This is a genomic window from Klebsiella sp. 10982 (assembly GCF_048589245.1).
GTDB classification, from domain to species: Bacteria; Pseudomonadota; Gammaproteobacteria; order Enterobacterales; family Enterobacteriaceae; genus Klebsiella; species Klebsiella quasivariicola.
This window is the reverse complement of sequence record NZ_JBMAXV010000001.1, coordinates 146831-164102: the sequence shown is the minus strand read 5'-3', so window position 1 is coordinate 164102 and position 17272 is coordinate 146831. Positions and strand designations below refer to the sequence as shown.

The 17272-nt window shown below is 57.7% G+C and carries 16 protein-coding genes and 3 tRNA genes; 6 read left to right on the top strand and 13 right to left on the bottom strand.

Annotation, left to right across the window (positions count from 1 at the left end; translation table 11 throughout):
• Positions 1–18: 18 nt before the first annotated feature.
• The 7 genes from ACKLKD_RS00745 to ACKLKD_RS00715 all read right to left on the bottom strand — a co-directional run bounded on the left by ACKLKD_RS00745 (position 19) and on the right by ACKLKD_RS00715 (position 5519).
• The gene (locus ACKLKD_RS00745) at positions 19–1722 is read right to left on the bottom strand and encodes an OmpA family protein (RefSeq protein ID WP_080897078.1); all 1704 of its coding nucleotides are present in this window, start codon (positions 1720–1722) and stop codon (positions 19–21) included.
• A gap of 2 nt (positions 1723–1724) precedes the next feature.
• Positions 1725–2390: a type VI secretion system protein TssL, short form gene (gene tssL / locus ACKLKD_RS00740; protein WP_025713296.1), complete on the bottom strand. Its 666-nt coding sequence runs from the start codon at positions 2388–2390 to the stop codon at positions 1725–1727.
• Entirely contained in the window at positions 2387–3727 is a 1341-nt protein-coding gene (tssK, locus tag ACKLKD_RS00735) for a type VI secretion system baseplate subunit TssK (RefSeq protein ID WP_025713295.1), read from the bottom strand. The genes tssL and tssK overlap by 4 nt, the downstream gene beginning before the upstream one ends.
• A 1-nt stretch (position 3728) precedes the next feature.
• Complete coding sequence (locus ACKLKD_RS00730; protein WP_020325078.1) at positions 3729–3977, bottom strand: hypothetical protein; 249 nt, start codon at positions 3975–3977, stop codon at positions 3729–3731.
• A gap of 1246 nt (positions 3978–5223) precedes the next feature.
• Positions 5224–5300 (bottom strand) — tRNA-Met (locus ACKLKD_RS00725).
• A 32-nt stretch (positions 5301–5332) separates the two neighbouring features.
• A tRNA-Met gene (locus ACKLKD_RS00720) sits at positions 5333–5409 on the bottom strand.
• Between the two features lie 33 nt (positions 5410–5442).
• Positions 5443–5519: transfer RNA gene (locus tag ACKLKD_RS00715), tRNA-Met, on the bottom strand.
• Between the two features lie 210 nt (positions 5520–5729).
• On the opposite strand from ACKLKD_RS00715, the gene mltA reads away from it, so the two are divergent.
• Positions 5730–6827: a murein transglycosylase A gene (mltA, locus tag ACKLKD_RS00710; RefSeq protein WP_008806279.1), complete on the top strand. Its 1098-nt coding sequence runs from the start codon at positions 5730–5732 to the stop codon at positions 6825–6827.
• An 87-nt stretch (positions 6828–6914) separates the two neighbouring features.
• Complete coding sequence (tcdA, locus tag ACKLKD_RS00705) at positions 6915–7724, top strand: tRNA cyclic N6-threonylcarbamoyladenosine(37) synthase TcdA (protein WP_025713293.1); 810 nt, start codon at positions 6915–6917, stop codon at positions 7722–7724.
• A 141-nt stretch (positions 7725–7865) separates the two neighbouring features.
• On the opposite strand, the gene csdE is transcribed toward tcdA, so the two are convergent.
• Together csdE and csdA are read right to left on the bottom strand one after the other, a co-directional pair.
• The gene (gene csdE / locus ACKLKD_RS00700; protein ID WP_025713292.1) at positions 7866–8303 is read right to left on the bottom strand and encodes a cysteine desulfurase sulfur acceptor subunit CsdE; all 438 of its coding nucleotides are present in this window, start codon (positions 8301–8303) and stop codon (positions 7866–7868) included.
• The gene (gene csdA / locus ACKLKD_RS00695; protein ID WP_025713291.1) at positions 8303–9508 is read right to left on the bottom strand and encodes a cysteine desulfurase CsdA; all 1206 of its coding nucleotides are present in this window, start codon (positions 9506–9508) and stop codon (positions 8303–8305) included. Before csdA ends, csdE begins: the two co-directional genes overlap by 1 nt.
• 197 nt (positions 9509–9705) lie before the next feature.
• Here csdA and ACKLKD_RS00690 point away from each other — a divergent pair, with 197 nt between their 5' ends.
• The 4 genes from ACKLKD_RS00690 to rlmM all read left to right on the top strand — a co-directional run bounded on the left by ACKLKD_RS00690 (position 9706) and on the right by rlmM (position 12708).
• Positions 9706–9930 carry a YgdI/YgdR family lipoprotein gene (locus tag ACKLKD_RS00690; RefSeq protein ID WP_002915549.1) on the top strand — a complete coding sequence of 75 codons (225 nt, stop codon included), beginning with the start codon at positions 9706–9708 and terminating at the stop codon, positions 9928–9930.
• A gap of 352 nt (positions 9931–10282) precedes the next feature.
• Positions 10283–11200, top strand: a complete 918-nt coding sequence (gene gcvA, locus ACKLKD_RS00685; protein ID WP_002915545.1) for a glycine cleavage system transcriptional regulator GcvA — start codon at positions 10283–10285, stop codon at positions 11198–11200.
• A 19-nt stretch (positions 11201–11219) separates the two neighbouring features.
• Positions 11220–11615: a DUF423 domain-containing protein gene (locus ACKLKD_RS00680; protein WP_002915543.1), complete on the top strand. Its 396-nt coding sequence runs from the start codon at positions 11220–11222 to the stop codon at positions 11613–11615.
• Entirely contained in the window at positions 11608–12708 is a 1101-nt protein-coding gene (gene rlmM / locus ACKLKD_RS00675) for a 23S rRNA (cytidine(2498)-2'-O)-methyltransferase RlmM (protein ID WP_080924679.1), read from the top strand. The genes ACKLKD_RS00680 and rlmM overlap by 8 nt, the downstream gene beginning before the upstream one ends.
• Positions 12709–12765: 57 nt before the next feature.
• Here the strand turns inward: rlmM and fucR are convergent, their stop codons facing one another.
• From fucR to fucI, 4 genes are all read right to left on the bottom strand, one after another.
• Positions 12766–13476, bottom strand: coding sequence for an L-fucose operon activator (gene fucR / locus ACKLKD_RS00670; RefSeq protein ID WP_025713289.1), 711 nt, complete (start codon positions 13474–13476; stop codon positions 12766–12768).
• 58 nt (positions 13477–13534) lie between these two features.
• The gene (gene fucU / locus ACKLKD_RS00665) at positions 13535–13957 is read right to left on the bottom strand and encodes an L-fucose mutarotase (RefSeq protein WP_025713288.1); all 423 of its coding nucleotides are present in this window, start codon (positions 13955–13957) and stop codon (positions 13535–13537) included.
• A 1-nt stretch (position 13958) separates the two neighbouring features.
• Positions 13959–15377: an L-fuculokinase gene (fucK, locus tag ACKLKD_RS00660; RefSeq protein ID WP_087804611.1), complete on the bottom strand. Its 1419-nt coding sequence runs from the start codon at positions 15375–15377 to the stop codon at positions 13959–13961.
• A 107-nt stretch (positions 15378–15484) separates the two neighbouring features.
• The gene (gene fucI, locus ACKLKD_RS00655; protein WP_087804608.1) at positions 15485–17260 is read right to left on the bottom strand and encodes an L-fucose isomerase; all 1776 of its coding nucleotides are present in this window, start codon (positions 17258–17260) and stop codon (positions 15485–15487) included.
• Positions 17261–17272 lie beyond the last annotated feature (12 nt).

Sequence of the window (17272 nt, the reverse complement as noted above, 5' to 3'; positions counted from 1 at the left end):
GCTTCCTGCCAGCCATGGTTAGCTGGCTGAAACTCCTTGTGGATTTAACTGAGATAACGCCGGTTCTGGCAGCATGTTCTGTTTCACGTCCTGACAGGCGTCAGTGCGGGGAACCAGACTGATTTCGACGCGCCGGTTAGCGGCCCTGCCTTCCGGCGTATCGTTAGTTGCCGCAGGATGGCTTTCGCCCAGCCCCTGTACGGCAAAACAGGTGGCCGGAATGTCGCTGGTCTGTAGCATCCAGTCGCGCACGGCTTCCGCGCGTCGCAGCGACAATTGCTGATTGGCTTTTTTATTGCCGGTGGTATCGGTATATCCGGTGACCACAATCAGCCAGCCCGGCCTTGCCCTGATATTTACCAGCGCGTTAATCAGCACTTTTGTCGAGCCGTCTTTCAGACGGGCCTGTCCGACGTCAAACAACGCCATGCTGTCGAGACGCACGCTCTGTACCGGTAATGCGTCTGCTACATCCCTTTTTTTCTCAGGTGGACGGTAATCGCGAATAACCCGCCATACCGGCTGGCGTAGCCGTTCGCCGGGATATAAGCCCAGACTGAGACGTAATGGCTCCCCTTCGCGAAAATAGCTATCCAGAATATTTGCATCGTCCTTCAGGACCGACAGGTGGTGGGCTTTAGCGGCGTCGTTGTCTGCCGGAACGGCATCATATTTATGTAGATCGTCGCTCACCTGCAGCAGCAGGCTGCGGTTTGCGGTTGCTGACAGACAGAGCGCAGCCACTCCTGCCACGGTGGTCATCAGCAGCGCCGCCACGCAGGCGCGGCGCACTGGCGTAAATCCTGATTGACGTGGTAACAGCGGCAGCATCATGTCCGGGAACGGCAGGGGAGATGCGCCGATCTTCGGTATCGCCTCCGGCGTCAGTCCCGTTTTTGCCGTTGTCCATGTCTGCCACAGATTGCCTTCCAGCGCAGGCAGCGATGGCGCCTGCCCCATGCCCGCCGCCAGCGGCGGATACCCGTTCAGCTCTGGTAACACCATCTGATTGAGCCACTGCATCAGGCTTTCCATCCGCAGAAGATGGCAAAGCCGCAGGCTGCTCCCATCGGTTCCGGGCTGTGCCGCCCATGCCGTCGGAGAGCTTTCTCCGGCGGGCGTCACCACCTGAACCTTGCCGCCGGCGCAGATAAACCACGGTAGATCATCCTCTCGCCCTGTGCCGGGCAGCCAGCTCCACAGCAGCAGCGGCACTTTTATGCCCGCCCTGCGGCGCACTGTCGCCAGACCGCCGACAAAGCGTCGCAATTGTCCCGCCAGAACAGCCATATCCAGATGAACAACCGGCACGACCGTGCAGGCCACACACAACTGAGAAGCCCATGCGGGGCGGTCAGCCAGCAGCACTTCAGCCTGTCTGATAAGTTGCTCTTCATCCGCAACGTGCAGGTACAGCCCTCCCGCGACCTGCCGCAGCGGGTTTTCTGTGAATAACGATGCTGCCGCGTCGCCGCACACCAGCACTACGGGCTGCCGATATGTTTTGGGCGGCAATCGGGACAGCCATGCGCTGTCGGCCTCAGTCTGTCTTTTTTTTCCGCGCCAGCACGCCAGCAGGCCTACTGCGATGACGATAAGCGCCACTGTCACGCCAAATTTCATCGCCGTAGAGGCCTGATTGAATCCCAGCCATAGCGCCAGCACCAGCAGCATGCTCCACAGCAAAAGCGCCTGTTTCAGCGTGTTACTCACCCGGCTCATCTTCAAGACTTGCCTGTTGGCAGCAGTTCATCCACCAGTACATTCAGCCAGCTATGCAACCCCCACCAGACGCCAACCAGCACAAGCATTAGCAGTAGCAGCCAGCAAAAAGGAGACTGCCACAGGTAATGCTGACGCCTGGTCAAAGGCACATTCAGCACTGCCGAATCTTCTTGCACCCTGAATGGCTCAACCCGCTTGCTGAACATCGCAATGAGATGCTGCCGTTCATCAGATTCGGGGTCCTGATAGCGCCCGCGAAACCCCAGCAACAGCACGCGATGAAAACAGGTCAGGACCGCCGACGTGGGGGCTGGCTCCTGTAAAACCCGCTTCATACGCTCATACAGTAGTTCGCCGGCCTGAAGGGTATTGAAAAAATGCGACTGGAGAGGGTTTTTTAGCCAGACCATCTGGCCATCATCCATCCCGTCCCGGCTGAGAACGGTTTCGTCCAGCAGCGCGCACTGAGCGTAAGTGATATGTTCTATGTCCTGCTGGCTGAATCCGGCCGCTGTCAGACGCTCGCGTACCCCTTCCACCTGCTGCAGACAATGGCGATATAGTTCCTGTCCGTGTCTTGCAGAAGTGCCCTGACGCAGTTCCACCACCGTCAGAAAGGTGTCGCGAAGTAGTACGTCAATGTCGATTTTCCGTTCCTGTGTCATGACCGCAGTACCGCAAAAAGCTCGGGTTTCAGATCGCCCAGCGTACCCGGCGCGTAAATCATGCAGCACCCGGCATCCAGCATGGCTTTAGCCGGAGCGCTCTGCATATCCAGCGCAAAATACTGATTCTCCAGCCGTAATGGCAATGCAGCCGGAACCTGCGTCAGCGGAACAACAGGCACACCGTTCAGCGCAACATTAACCAACAACGTAACGTCATCCGGCGCCCCGATTTTGCAGAGCCGTGGTAACTGTTGCAGAACGACGTGCGTCGGCAGCGAGGAGCGAACAGAAAGGTAAAAATCCGCCTCTTCCCGCAGGCGTGGATCGTGAAGTTCGGCTTTCCAGCGGTTGCCGGGAAGGGATTCCAGCTCGAGCGCAATCACCCGCGACGGCAGGCTGGCTTCGAGCAGTTCGCTGAGCAGGGTAAAAAGCGGCGGAAAAACGGAGGATGGAGCATCATGGACATATGCGGGAATGGCGCTCACGTTGTGTTCAAGGGAAAAGGTCAGCAACGCGCCGGCCAGACGAGCCAGTTCGCGCCAGACGAGTTCAGGATGGATGCTCGGATACCGTAAAAAATCACTTAGAACCGGTTCAGCGCTGTTCAACGCATTGAGTAACCAGAACAGGGACACATCCGCTACCGCGAAGTCCGCCATACGCTGATTGCTTTCCCGGCGCAGGGCCATCAGACGCCGGCACTTCGCCTGTAGCTGCAACAGCAACGTATCCAGTCGCTCCACCAGACCAGTATGTGCGCTGAGGGCAAGCAGCGGCGGGATGTAGCTTTCATCCTGAGACCAGTTACCCTGACCATTCCGCGTCAGACGTGCAAGCGGGCAGGTGATGTAATCCTGATTGTTATCATGGGCGAAACGCAATGACAGCGCATGGCATTCAACGGCCATTTCTTCACTGTCGCTGCCATAAATATCCTGTACTTTATGCCATTCCTGACGATAACGCAGGGGTCTTTCAGTATGCTTTTCCTGTCCCAGATTACCGCCATTCGCATGTTCCAGCGGTAACGCCAGGACAACTATTGCCGTATTTTCCACCGCCAGAGTATGTAAATCACAAGCCAGAGGCAGCGCATCGGAAACGTCGGAGTCGATCAACGAGCCATCGGAAAAACGCAGGCACAGGGTACGTAATTTTAACTTCCCTAACGCCAGCGCTTCTCTGTCAAACTCGACTCTCGCCACACCCCATGGATGACGGATACCCAGCTGTGCAATGCTGTTGTTACTGTACGTTTCCCAGCGGGCCTGCTGCTGAAACTGTTGTGAGGACAGGAACGTTCCCTCAGCCCATAGTGGTCGATGAATTTTCATACTACACCACCGCCCGGTCAGGTTTTTGCTTTTGGCATTTGAGAAACCTGAGACCGTGCCAGCGTGACTTAACGTGCTGGACGTCTGGCTGATGCATAACCACATCCTCCGCAGATTTCGCCAGACAGGAAAGTGGAGTATGGATAGCTACCGTCAGATGTATTTTTCTAAACAACGACTGATAAATACCGTCTGATCCCATCATTGTTGACATAGCCGCAGATGAAGAAATATGTTCCTTTGCAGACATCAAAATTTCCCTTTTGAAACTTTTATCCGGTTTTGCCCAATGACTTTCCCAGGCGTGCAGGTTAACCCCTCTCCTGTAACGACATTCTTGTTAATTCTTCCATCGCTCCAGGTTCAGTCATGGCGTTAGTGAAGTCGTTTTGGTTTAAATTAAGGCCAATTATTGGGGCTATAGTTAATAAATGTCTGGTGGACACTACAATCCCTGGCGGAGAGAAGATGTAGAGGTAACTTCACATTCATGGCACTTCCTGTTTTCAGGCCCGGCTTTATGTTAAAGCGAGTTTCTGGAACATCGTTTAGAAATTTTTTAGCCATGTTGCTTCTCCCTGTCTAACTAACCCCTGTTTAAGTATCTGACCTTGATCCAATTTAACAGTTAAATAAAGCGGGGTGCAATGTGGCCAGTGTCTGAAAGATCGTTATTATTACTACTATAAATACTTTGGCTCGTATCCTAAGATGGTTTTATTTATATGAAGTTTCTCAATTTATTGACCATCAAGGGCAATCTGCTTGGTTATGGATAAGTATAAGCATAAAATACCGATAAACGATCGCGTAATAATATCGCAACGCCACTTTTTCGGAATAAATAAAAGCTTCTTTAATAAATGATATTTTTGCTGTGAATGATTTGGTGGCAAAAAGTTCGACCATCTACTGCGAGATTAGTGAAGTACAGAAGGGGAAAAGATGGAATTAATACCATAATTTAAAACAATCAGAAGAAGTTCTGGTATCAAAAATATAACATTTGCATCAATTATCATGATTTGTTCAGTAATGAAAGTATGATGTTGACTTATAATGAAAGCTATCATAGATACATTATCTCAATTAAATCCTGTTTGTTGCAGTGCCCTGTCTGGCAAGATAACCACCGAAATATAATAATTATATCAAGTCTGCTATCTTCATTCTTGTTGCCAGAGGCCGATTACAAACGCAAAGCTAACGGTAGTTCCGGGAATTTAGTCCTTTTATTGCGCAAAATTCAAAATGAGTGGATTAAGCAAGTGGCTTTTAGCCGTACACTCATTTGTCCACGCATTATCTGTGGATCTCCTGAGAGATACAGGGAAGTATAAAAAGACGTTGATAAATTGCGGTTTCTTGTATTTCAGGGGCTGTTACGGATGACATAAAGCAAATCGGCGAGGGGGCGGCAATGGCCGTTCCCGTTTTCGGCAGAGGTTTTGTCGGCGACAGAAACAAAAAAACACCCTTGAGGGTGTTTATGATGTTGGTTGCGGGGGCCGGATTTGAACCGACGACCTTCGGGTTATGAGCCCGACGAGCTACCAGGCTGCTCCACCCCGCGTCACCGTACTGCTTCACATTGTCAAATTTGATTGGTTGCGGGGGCCGGATTTGAACCGACGACCTTCGGGTTATGAGCCCGACGAGCTACCAGGCTGCTCCACCCCGCGTCACCGTACTGCTTTACTTCATCAAATTTTAATTGGTTGCGGGGGCCGGATTTGAACCGACGACCTTCGGGTTATGAGCCCGACGAGCTACCAGGCTGCTCCACCCCGCGTCCGTGGAAGCGCACTATACTCCGCTAGCGAGATGATGCAACCTTTTTTCGACCAAATCGACATTTTTGTAAGAATTGGCTTATAAAACGCCACGTTGTGGTGTTTTTTTACACAGATCTGTGCCATCGATGAGATCGCGCATTTCAATAGCCCCGGCGCTTTGTTATCTTCAACACGCACTAAGGCTTCGCAGCAAAAGATGAGACACCATGAAAGGACGTTGGGCAAAATATGTAGCGACGGGGGCAATGCTGGCCATGCTCGCCGCCTGTTCCTCAAAACCGACCGACCGCGGTCAGCAATATAGCGATGGCAAGTTCACCCAGCCGTTTTCACTGGTAAACCAGCCGGATGCCGTCGGAGCGCCGATCAACGCCGGCGACTTCTCCGAGCAGGTCAATCAAATTCGTAACGCCTCGCCGCGCCTCTATAACAGCCAGAGCAACGTCTATAACGCGCTGCAGGAGTGGCTGCGCGCCGGCGGCGACACGCGCACGCTGCGCCAGTTTGGTATTGACGCCTGGCAGATGCAGGGCACCGACAACTATGGCAACGTCCAGTTTACCGGCTACTACACGCCGGTAGTGCAGGCGCGCCACACCCGTCAGGGCGAATTCCAGTACCCCATTTACCGGATGCCGCCGAAGCGCGGTAAGCTACCGTCCCGCGCCAGCATTTATGCCGGCGCGCTGAGCGATAACTATGTGCTGGCGTACAGCAATTCGCTGATGGATAACTTTATCATGGACGTGCAGGGCAGCGGTTATATCGACTTTGGCGATGGTTCGCCGCTCAACTTCTTTAGCTATGCCGGGAAAAACGGCTGGCCTTATCGCAGCATCGGCAAAGTGCTGATCGACCGCGGGGAAGTGAAGAAAGAAGATATGTCGATGCAGGCGATCCGCGAGTGGGGTGAAAAACACAGCGAAGCGGAAGTGCGTGAGCTGCTGGAGCAGAACCCGTCGTTCGTATTCTTTAAACCGCAGTCTTTCGCGCCGGTGAAAGGCGCCAGCGCCGTGCCGCTGATCGGCCGCGCCTCGGTGGCCTCCGACCGATCGATTATTCCGCCGGGAACCACCTTGCTGGCCGAGGTGCCTCTGCTGGATAATAACGGCAAGTTTAACGGCCAGTACGAGCTGCGCCTGATGGTCGCCCTCGACGTCGGCGGGGCCATCAAAGGCCAGCATTTCGACATCTATCAGGGCATTGGGCCTGACGCAGGCCACCGTGCCGGCTGGTATAACCACTACGGCCGCGTCTGGGTGCTGAAAAACGCCCCGGGCGCGGGGAATGTTTTTAGCGGCTAACACCCCTGGCCGTGCCTGTTGACCAGGGCGCCCGGATGACGCCGCTTGCGGCGGCCTCCGGGCGCTGTCATTTTGTTCTGAGGTTCTATGTCTGTTGTAATCAGCGATGCCTGGCGCCAGCGTTTTGGCGGTACGGCACGTTTATATGGTGAAAAAGCGCTGCAATGTTTTGCCGACGCCCACGTCTGCGTGGTCGGGATCGGCGGGGTCGGCTCGTGGGCGGCGGAAGCGCTGGCGCGAACCGGCATCGGGGCGATCACCCTTATCGATATGGACGATGTCTGCGTCACCAACACCAATCGTCAGATCCACGCCCTCAGCGGCAACGTCGGGCTGGCGAAAGCGGAAGTGATGGCGGAACGTATTCGTCTTATCAACCCGGAGTGTCGGGTGACGGTGGTGGATGATTTCGTGACCCCGGAAAACGTGGCCGAATATCTTGGCGTCGGCTTTAGCTATGTTATCGACGCGATCGATAGCGTCCGGCCGAAAGCGGCGCTTATCGCCTGGTGTCGCCGCTACAAGGTGCCGCTGGTGACTACCGGCGGGGCGGGTGGCCAGACTGACCCAACGCAGATCCAGGTCGCCGACCTGGCGAAGACCATCCAGGATCCGCTGGCGGCCAAACTGCGCGAGCGGCTGAAAAGCCAGTTTGGGGTGGTGAAAAACAGCAAAGGCAAGCTCGGCGTGGACTGCGTCTTCTCTACCGAAGCGCTGGTCTACCCGCAGGCGGACGGCAGCGTCTGCGCAATGAAGAGCACGGCGGAAGGGCCGAAGCGGATGGACTGCGCTTCCGGTTTTGGCGCGGCGACGATGGTGACCGCGACCTTTGGCTTCGTCGCGGTATCGCATGCTCTGAAGAAGATGCTGGCGAAGGCGGAGCGGCAGACGACGTAAATTCCCGGGTCGCGGCGCAGGCGCCTTACCCGGTCTACAGAACAATTCCCCGGAGGCGGCGCTGCGCACCTGTCCGGGCGACAAAACTGCATGAGCCCGTAGCCCGGGCAAGGCGCGTCAAACGCCGCCCCCGGGATGAGCTTAAACCTCAACCTCGCGGGCGGCGGCAAGCACCGCCTCGCTCAGCGCATTCAGGCCCTGGCTGCGCGAGGCGCTGAGCTGGCCGCGCAGTCCCAGCTCGTCGAACAGCGCTAACGGATCCTGCGCCAGGATCCCGGCGCGGGTTTTTCCTTCCACGGCGGTTAAAAGTACCGCCAGCAGACCGCGCACAATCCGTCCTTCGCTGTCGCCAAAGAAGTGCAGCCTGCCCCCGGCATCCTCCTCATAGCCCAGCCAGACGCGGTTCTCACACCCGGCAATCTCCCGGGCCTGCGCTTTGCGCTCGTCGGTCAGCGTCGGCAGCTTTTTGCCCAATAAAATCAGCTGACGATATTTATCCTCCCACTGGTTCAGCGGGGCGAAGGTCTGACGCAGCGTAGCGTCGGTAATGGTCGTGCCGAAAGGGTGCAGGGTTGTCATTAATCCACCAGAATTTCCAGAGCGCGATCCACCGCGTGGACCAGCGCCGCAACATCGTCTTGGGTATTGTAAGGGGCGAAAGAGGCCCGCAGGGTACCGCTGACCCCTAAGGCCGCCAGCAGCGGCTGGGCGCAGTGTTGCCCGGCGCGCAGGGCAATGCCGGACTCCGCCAGCAGCGTCACCAGATCGCTGTGATGAACACCCTCAAATTCAAAGGCCAGCAGGCTTGACTGCTGGCAGCGGAAAGCGCGGAAGCCCGGGCGCTTTGCCAGTTCCTCTTCCGCCAGGCTTGCCAGGCTGCGGCTCCAGTTTTCCGCCTGGCCGATATCGCTCAGCGCCAGCCACTCCAGCGCGGCGCTGAGGCCGATCACCCCGGCGACATTCGGCGTACCGGCCTCGAGGCCATAGGGGGCCGGCTGCGGCGTAAAGCCGTCAAAGCTGACCTCGGCGATCATTTTCCCGCCGCCGAGCCAGGGCGACATCGCCGCCAGCAGCTCGCTTTTGCCGTACAGGGCGCCGATCCCGGTCGGGCCATACAGCTTATGGCCGGAGAAAGCGTAAAAATCGATATCCAGCGCCTGTACGTCCGCGGGGAAATGCACCGCCCCCTGGGCGCCATCGACCATCACCACCATTCCGGCGGCGTGGGCAAGGCGGATAGCCTGGGCCAGGTCCGGGCAGCCGCCGGTAACGTTGGACATCTGGCCGATGGCCAGCACCCGGCTGCGCGGGGTGATCAGCGCGCTGAGGCTGGCGATATCCGGCAGACGGTCGGCGCCCAGCGGCAGTTTGACCACGCTGGCCCCGGTCTGCCCGGCTACCATCAGCCAGGGGACGAGGTTGGCATGATGCTCGGCTTCGCTAACGATAATTTCATCCCCCGGCTGCAGGCGCGGCCGGACGTAGCTCTGCGCCACCATATTGATGGCCTCGGTGGTCCCCCGCGTCCAGACGATATCTTTGCCGGACGGGGCGTTAAGCCACGCCGCTACACGCTCGCGGGCCGCCTCATAGCGCTCGGTCAGCCGCTGGGCGGCGGCAAACTGGCTGCGGTGGACGTTGCCGGCGCTCAGGCGATAAAACTGGTCGCTGGCGTCGATTACCGCCAGCGGTTTGAGCGCTGTCGCCGCGCTGTCGAGATAGACGCCGGCATCGGCCAGAGCCGGAAACTGCGCGCGGAAGTGCGCCGGGTTGAATGCGTTCATGGAATTCCTCGTATCAATATTGCGATCGTCGCGCAATTTGCCGGGCGTGACAAGGTCTCTACACCCTGTGGAATTGTCCGAATGTCACTCCAGGTGGGTCAAAGAGGGTTATGCTGAAAAGTGTTGGGTTTGTGTTTTAACCTATTACTTAACGAGTTACGAATAGTATAAATAGCCGTAAGGAGAGAAGAATGAAAATGACTAAGGCCGCTGCGATTATCTCTGCCTGTATGCTGACTTTGGGCCTGAGCGCCTGTTCCTCTAACTATGTGATGCATACCAATGACGGGCGCACCATCGTTACCGACGGGAAACCGCAAACCGATAATGACACGGGCATGATCTCGTATAAAGACGCGTGGGGCAACAAACAGCAGATCAATCGCTCTGACGTGAAACAGCTGGGTGAGCTGGACGAGTAAGGCAGTAAAAAGGCAAAAAAAAAGCACCGCATGTTGCGGTGCTACATTAAATCACTATGGACAGACAGGGTAAATGTACAGGAAGTGAAAAGGGGTAGCCTTGCTACCAGGGTCTGCAAAGACAGACCAATTGCAAACACAACAACACAACATCACAACCGTAAGCCAAAAGCTTGATGGAACACGCATTCCAAAAAAAGCTTCTCGTTCCGGCTCAGGAAGTGCCGCCACTATAGGTATTTGCTGGTAGAACCTCAACGGACAATTTATAATGGCTCAGATAAAAAAAACTAATAGGTTAATCATTGTTTCCTATTTGTTAAATTGAGTTAACATCTAAGCCAGAATAACCATGTCGAAGCGATTACCACCTCTGAATGCATTACGTGTTTTTGATGCAGCCGCACGTCATCTCAGCTTCACTCGGGCAGCCGATGAGCTTTTTGTGACGCAGGCCGCAGTCAGCCATCAAATCAAGTCTCTCGAGGATTTTCTGGGTCTTAAGCTGTTCCGTCGGCGCAATCGTTCGCTGCTGTTAACGGAAGAAGGGCAGAGCTATTTTCAGGATATTAAAGAGATTTTTTCGCAACTGACGGAAGCGACGCGTAAACTGCAGGCGCGCAGCGCCAAAGGGGCATTAACGGTCAGTTTATTGCCAAGTTTCGCTATTCAGTGGCTGGTGCCAAGACTCACAAGCTTTAACTCAGCTTATCCGGGAATCGACGTCAGGATCCAGGCAGTGGACCGTCAGGAGGATAAGCTGGCGGACGATGTCGATGTGGCGATTTTTTACGGTCGCGGCAACTGGCCGGGCCTGCGTGTGGAAAAATTGTACGCCGAATATCTGCTGCCGGTCTGTTCCCCGCTACTGCTCACCGGCGACAAGGCATTGAAAACGCCTGCCGATCTGGCGCAACATACCCTGCTTCACGATGCGTCCCGCCGCGACTGGCAAACTTATACCCGTCAGCTTGGTCTAAGCCATATTAATGTGCAGCAGGGGCCGATTTTCAGCCACAGCGCGATGGTGCTGCAGGCGGCCATTCACGGGCAGGGCGTGGCGCTGGCCAACAACGTGATGGCGCAGTCCGAAATTGAAGCCGGTCGCCTGGTGTGTCCGTTTAATGATGTTCTGGTCAGTAAGAATGCGTTTTACCTTGTTTGCCATGACAGTCAGGCAGAACTGGGTAAAATAGCCGCTTTCCGGCAGTGGATCCTGGCGAAAGCGGCAAGTGAACAAGAAAAATTCCGCTTTCGTTATGAACAATAATTACTTGTAGGGTAACAACATGACCAGCCGTTTTATGCTGATATTCGCCGCGATTAGCGGCTTTATCTTTGTGGCTCTGGGCGCCTTTGGCGCGCATGTATTAAGTCAATCGCTTGGCGCGGCGGAGATGGCCTGGATCCATACCGGCCTGGAATATCAGGCCTTCCATACCCTGGCGATTTTTGGTCTGGCGGTGGCGATGCAGCGTCGGATCAGTATCTGGTTCTACTGGAGCAGCGTGTTTCTGGCGTTAGGGACCGTGCTGTTCAGCGGCAGCCTCTACTGTCTGGCGCTGTCTCATTTACGCCTGTGGGCGTTCGTGACCCCGGTGGGCGGCGTAAGCTTCCTCGCCGGTTGGGTTTTAATGTTAATTGGTGCAATTCGTCTGAAACGTAAGGGCGTTGTTCATGAATAAGGTTGTCCTCTATTGTCGCCCTGGGTTTGAGAAAGAGTGCGCAGCAGAAATTACCGAAAAGGCGGCCCGCCTTGAGGTGTTTGGTTTTGCCCGGGTCAAAGAAGACTCTGGCTATGTGATTTTTGAAGGTTACCAGCAGGACGACGGCGAGAAACTGGTGCGCGATCTGCCGTTCAGCTCGCTGATTTTTGCCCGCCAGATGTTCGTGGTCGGCGAACTGCTGCGCGATCTGCCGCCGGAGGATCGCATCACGCCGATCGTCGGCATGCTGCAGGGCGTGGTGGAGAAGGGCGGCGATCTGCGCGTCGAGGTGGCGGACACCAACGAAAGCAAAGAGCTGATGAAGTTCTGCCGCAAGTTTACGGTGCCGCTGCGTGCGGCGCTGCGCGACGCGGGCGTCCTGACCCGCTATGAAACGCCGAAGCGTCCGGTGGTGCATGTGTTCTTTATTGCCCCGGGCTGCTGCTATACCGGCTACTCCTATAGCAACAACAACTCGCCGTTCTATATGGGCATTCCGCGGCTGAAGTTTCCGTCCGACGCCCCGAGCCGTTCCACCCTCAAGCTGGAAGAGGCGTTCCACGTCTTTATCCCGGCGGACGAGTGGGACGAACGCCTGGCGAACGGCATGTATGCCGTCGATCTCGGCGCCTGCCCGGGCGGCTGGACCTATCAGCTGGTGAAGCGCAACATGTGGGTCTCTTCGGTCGATAACGGCCCGATGGCCCAGAGCCTGATGGACACCGGCCAGGTGACCTGGCTGCGCGAAGACGGCTTCCGCTATCGTCCGAACCGCAACAACATCTCGTGGATGGTCTGCGATATGGTGGAGAAACCGGCGAAGGTGGCGGCGCTGATGGCGCAGTGGCTGGTCAACGGCTGGTGCCGGGAGACCATCTTCAACCTCAAGCTGCCGATGAAAAAGCGCTATGAAGAGGTGTCGCAGAATCTGGCCTATATTCAGGCCCAGCTGGACGAGCACGGCATCAACGCCCAGATCCAGGCGCGTCAGCTGTATCACGATCGTGAAGAGGTGACCGTTCACGTGCGTCGCCTGTGGGCCGCCGTCGGCGGACGTCGCGACGAGCGCTAATCCCTCCCCCCTCAGGCCGGAGACGCATGCGCGTCCTCCGGCCTTCCCGCCGCGTGCTTAAGGCTGCGGCGCATCCGACACAATATGCGTCACGTCATCCAGATGACCAATCCTCGCCTCGCCGGAGCGGTTGAATTTGCTTTTGTCGATCAGCAGCAGCGACTGCGCCGCGCGCTTAAGCAGGATCGATTTAAAGTCGGCATTGAACGCATTGGAGTCCCACAGTGCGCCCTGTGAATCGATGCCTTCGCAGGAAAAAATAAACAGATCGATCTCCAGCGATTTCAGCTGGGAAATCAGCGCCGGGTTAACGTAGCAGCCATATTTCCGCTGCAGAGTGCCGCCAGAGCAGGTGAGCGCGATCTGGTCGCGTTTGGCCAGCTCCTGGCAGATGGGCTGGCTGTTGGTAAAGACGTGCAGCGGGCGGTCCGGCAGCTGGCGGGCGAGATACCAGCAGGTGGAGCTGGCATCGAGGGCGATCACCATCCCTTCGTCAATCCAGGCCAGCGCTTCACGGGCGATATCGGCTTTATGCGCGTAATGGCTTTTCAGGCGCATGTGGAAAGGGTCACCGCTGTCCTGGCTGCGCTGGTGGATCACTTTGGCCCGGCCGTGGTTGCGCAGCACTTTGCCCTGTGCCTGCAGCTCGCTCAGATCGCGGCGAATGGTTTCCCTGCTGACGTTGAGCTGTTTTGACAAGGTTTCGGTGGTCAGGCTGCTGTGGGTGATCAGGAGATCGACGATCGCCTGCTGGCGGGCTGCTTTCATTTATTCTCATCCCATCATTAATTGAGCGTCTGCATCAGGCAGACGCTCCGGCATGAGATTACGGCGTGACTCCTTTTTTTAAAAGGATATTTCCGTACTTAGCGCACTCTCCTGTGATAACGATCGCAAAGGCTTTTTGCGCCCGGTCGTAGAAGGCAAAGCGGTCAATCCGCACGATATCCGGGCAGGGCGCCTGCACCGAGAGCGCCTGCCGATAGCGCTGTTCCACCGTCGGGTCGAGCGCATCGCCTTCGACGGCGGCCATCATCACCAGCGGCGGCGCGTAGCTGTCTAACTCGAACAGCGGGATAATCGCCTGCAGCAGATCGCTGACCCGCAGGCCATCGGCGCGGATCACCTGCGGCCCCATGCTGTGCGCCGGGAAATGGGCATCGGAAAAAATGATTTCATCCCCATGGCCCATTTCGGCCAACACTTTCAGCAGTTCCGGCGATATCAACGGGGAAATGGTTTTAAGCATCTCAGGTTTCCTCTGTTAATTCAGGTTCAGTTTGCGGCCAGAAATAGCGGTAGCGGTACGCGACCTGCGCTCTGGCCTGTTCCGGGGAAGAGAACTCGCCCACGCCATACCAGCCAAACATCGCCGCGCCGGCTACCGTGGTTTCGGCGTCGTCGAGGACTTTGACAGGTATCCCGAGTCGGTTGGCCTTGATCTGGTTCCACAGCGCGTTGCGGCTGCCGCCGCCGACCAGCAGTAGCTCTTGCGCCCGGAAACGGCCGATTTTTTCCAGGGTTTGCAGATGCTGCGCCAGCTGATCGCTTAACCCCTCCAGCGCGGCGCGGTAAAAATGGCCGCGGGTGGTGTTGAGCGTGACGCCCTGCCAGCCGGCGTGCTGGCTGGCGAGCAGGTCGCACTGCATCCTGACGCCCTGGGCGCCGGGCGGGATCGCCTGCGCTTCGTTAATCAGCGTCTGCCACGGGGTGTCAGCGCTCCACAGCAGTTTGCGCACCCATTCGAGCACGCCGGAGGCCAGCCACTGCATCCCCGGGTTATAGCGGCCCGGCTGGCTGTCCAGTTCGCAGGTGGAGCCGCTGTAGTCACAGAGCAGCGAGGTGTCGACCTGCGCGCTGCGCACCATCAGGATCTCCCAGGTCCCGGAGGAGAGCACCGGCTCATCCTGCCCGGCGCCGGCGCCAAACAGGGCGAACTGGGTATCATGCCCGGCCGAGATAACCGGGATCCCGACGGGAAGGCCCAGCAGCGCAGCGGCCTCCGGCAGCAGGGCGCCGATCGGCTGGCCTGCTTCAACCAGCCGCGGAAACAGGCGGCGCGGCAGGCCGGTCGCCTGCAGGATTGGCGCGCTGAAATCGCGCTGCCGGAGATCGAGCATCTGGCTGGTGCCCGCCATGGTGAGGTCGGTGGTGAACTCCCCGGTCAGCCGGTGGTTGATCAGCGATGAAATAAACAGCCAGGCATGGGCCTGCGCCAGCAGCTGCGGGTGGTTCTCTTTCAGCCAGATCAGCTTATACAGGGTGTTGAACGCAAAGGCGCCGACGCCGGCAATCTGCTGCAGCTGGCGCGCGGGCATATACTGGCGGATATTCTCCATCACCGCCGCGGTGCGCGGGCATTTCCAGCTGATGATTGGATACAGCAGGGCACCCTGCTCATCCACCAGCGCGCCATCGACGCCAAAGGTCGTGACGGTAATACCGCGCACCGTGCAGGAGGCCAGCTGGTCGTGGATCTGCCGACAGCAGTCGGCAAAGCGCTGCATAATGGCCTCCAGCGACCACTGGTGCCAGTCGCTGTTCTCCGCCGGGATGTCGCTGGCGTTCGCCGTTGCGGCGCGGGCGATAATGTTTCCCTGTCGGTCAACGGCCATCGCCCGCACGTTGGTGGCGCCGCAGTCGAGGACCAGGATAACGTCTTGCTTCATAGTGACTCCCGAAACAACATTGCCGGATGGCGCAGCGCTTATCCGGCCTACAGACCGCGCGCATCTGTAGGACCGGTAAGCCTGCGCCTCCGGGCAAAACCAACCTGTTAACGCTTATACAGCGGCCCGTAGTTCTGGCAGGCGCGGTAGTCCTGGCCTTCGATATCCATGCCGTGCGCGGCCCAGGCGGAAGGGCGGTAGATTTTCGCCGCTTCCACGTTGTGCATGCAGACCGGAATGCGCAGCATGGCGGCGAGGGTAATGAAATCCGCGCCAACGTGGCCGATGGTCAGCACACCGTGGTTGGCGCCCCAGTTGGCCATCACCGAGTACACATCGCTGAACGGGCCCTCGCCGGTCAGGCGTGGGGCAAACCAGGTGGTGGGCCAGGTGGAGTTGGTGCGGGCGTCGAGCTGGTCGTGCATCGCTTTGGGCAGCGCCACGCTCCAGCCTTCGGCAATTTGCAGCACCGGCCCCAGACCTTTGATGATGTTCACCCGGGTCATGGTGAACGGCACGCCGCCTTCGGTCAGGAAGCGGGAAGAGAAGCCGCCGCCGCGGAAGTATTCGTGGATCGCCGGGCACCATTCGGTCGCTGCGAGGCAGGCATCCGCCTCGTTCTGCTCAATCTCCCAGTGAGGTTTCATCGTCGGGTTGCCCTGCGCGTCGCGCTGCTGGCAGGAGCCGTCCAGCGCCGCAGAGCCAGAGTTAATCAGGTGAATGATGCCGTGCTCCGCCCGCCCGGTGAGCGGCTGCCCGGTGACCCGCTCCACGGCATCCGGCGACCAGTAGGTGCGCACGTCGGCAAACACCTGGGCGGTGCCGGTGAGCTGGTGACCCATCAGCATGGCCACGCCGTTGAGGCTGTCGTTTTCGGTAGCGACGACAAACGGCTCGCGCACCCCGTTCCAGTCAAAAGAGCTGTTGAGCAACGCTTCGGCGGTATCGCCATTGGGGTATTGATCGGTCCAGTGGCGCTGACCCTGGAAACCGGCGGCGATGGCGTTATAGCCCAGCGACTCCTCCACCAGCCCTTTTTCCGCCAGCTTCGGGTTGCCCTGCATCATGTCGCGGATGCACATCGCCATCAGCAGGCTCTCTTTGAGCACCGCGCGGCTCTGCGTTTCATTGCGCTTATACTGCTCGGCGTTCTGATCTTCACCATAGCGGAAGTGTTTATCCGCCCACGCCAGCGCCATCTCCAGCTCGGTTTCATCATAGATTTTCTGATCGATTCGCCGGCGCAGCTCCGTCATGTCGACAGCCTGCACCTTCATGCCGAGCCAGGATTCAAAGAAATTGTGGTCGACGATGGAGCCGGCGATGCCCATTGAGACGCCGCCCAGCGACAGATAGCTTTTCCCTTTCATGCTGGCGACCGCCAGGCCGGCGCGCGCGAAGCGCAACAGCTTCTCTTCGACGTCCGCCGGGATCGAGGTGTCATCGGCATCCTGCACGTCATGCCCGTAGATGGAGAACGCCGGGATCCCTTTCTGGCTATGGGCCGCCAGCGCGGCGGCCAGATAGACCGCCCCCGGACGCTCGGTGCCGTTAAAGCCCCAGATGGCCTTCGGGCGCAGCGGATCCATGTCGATGGTTTCGCTGCCGTAGCACCAGCAGGGGGTGACGGTGATGGTGACGCCGACGTTCTGGCTGCTGAATTTCTCTTCACAGGCAGCCGACTCGGCCATGCCGGCGATACAGGTATCGGCAATCACACACTCCACCCGGGCGCCGCAGGCGTGGCGCAGTTTCTCGCTAATAAGCGCGGCGGTGGCTTTCGCCATGTTCATGGTTTGCGCTTCCAGCGACTCGCGGACTCCCATGCGACGACCATCGATTACCGGACGAATACCGATCTTCGGTAAGCTGATTTTTTTCATTACAGATCCCTC

Excerpts from the sequence above, each read along its gene's own strand:
- fucK (WP_087804611.1), bottom strand. The coding sequence starts at position 15,377 with ATGAAGCAAGACGTTATCCTGGTCCTCGACTGCGGCGCCACCAACGTG.
- fucI (WP_087804608.1), bottom strand. The coding sequence starts at position 17,260 with ATGAAAAAAATCAGCTTACCGAAGATCGGTATTCGTCCGGTAATCGAT.
- fucU (WP_025713288.1), bottom strand. The coding sequence starts at position 13,957 with ATGCTTAAAACCATTTCCCCGTTGATATCGCCGGAACTGCTGAAAGTG.
- ACKLKD_RS00745 (WP_080897078.1), bottom strand. The coding sequence starts at position 1,722 with ATGAGCCGGGTGAGTAACACGCTGAAACAGGCGCTTTTGCTGTGGAGC.
- tssL (WP_025713296.1), bottom strand. The coding sequence starts at position 2,390 with ATGACACAGGAACGGAAAATCGACATTGACGTACTACTTCGCGACACC.
- mltA (WP_008806279.1), top strand. The coding sequence starts at position 5,730 with ATGAAAGGACGTTGGGCAAAATATGTAGCGACGGGGGCAATGCTGGCC.
- tcdA (WP_025713293.1), top strand. The coding sequence starts at position 6,915 with ATGTCTGTTGTAATCAGCGATGCCTGGCGCCAGCGTTTTGGCGGTACG.
- ACKLKD_RS00730 (WP_020325078.1), bottom strand. The coding sequence starts at position 3,977 with ATGTCTGCAAAGGAACATATTTCTTCATCTGCGGCTATGTCAACAATG.
- rlmM (WP_080924679.1), top strand. The coding sequence starts at position 11,608 with ATGAATAAGGTTGTCCTCTATTGTCGCCCTGGGTTTGAGAAAGAGTGC.
- ACKLKD_RS00680 (WP_002915543.1), top strand. The coding sequence starts at position 11,220 with ATGACCAGCCGTTTTATGCTGATATTCGCCGCGATTAGCGGCTTTATC.
- tssK (WP_025713295.1), bottom strand. The coding sequence starts at position 3,727 with ATGAAAATTCATCGACCACTATGGGCTGAGGGAACGTTCCTGTCCTCA.
- fucR (WP_025713289.1), bottom strand. The coding sequence starts at position 13,476 with ATGAAAGCAGCCCGCCAGCAGGCGATCGTCGATCTCCTGATCACCCAC.
- gcvA (WP_002915545.1), top strand. The coding sequence starts at position 10,283 with ATGTCGAAGCGATTACCACCTCTGAATGCATTACGTGTTTTTGATGCA.
- ACKLKD_RS00690 (WP_002915549.1), top strand. The coding sequence starts at position 9,706 with ATGACTAAGGCCGCTGCGATTATCTCTGCCTGTATGCTGACTTTGGGC.
- csdE (WP_025713292.1), bottom strand. The coding sequence starts at position 8,303 with ATGACAACCCTGCACCCTTTCGGCACGACCATTACCGACGCTACGCTG.
- csdA (WP_025713291.1), bottom strand. The coding sequence starts at position 9,508 with ATGAACGCATTCAACCCGGCGCACTTCCGCGCGCAGTTTCCGGCTCTG.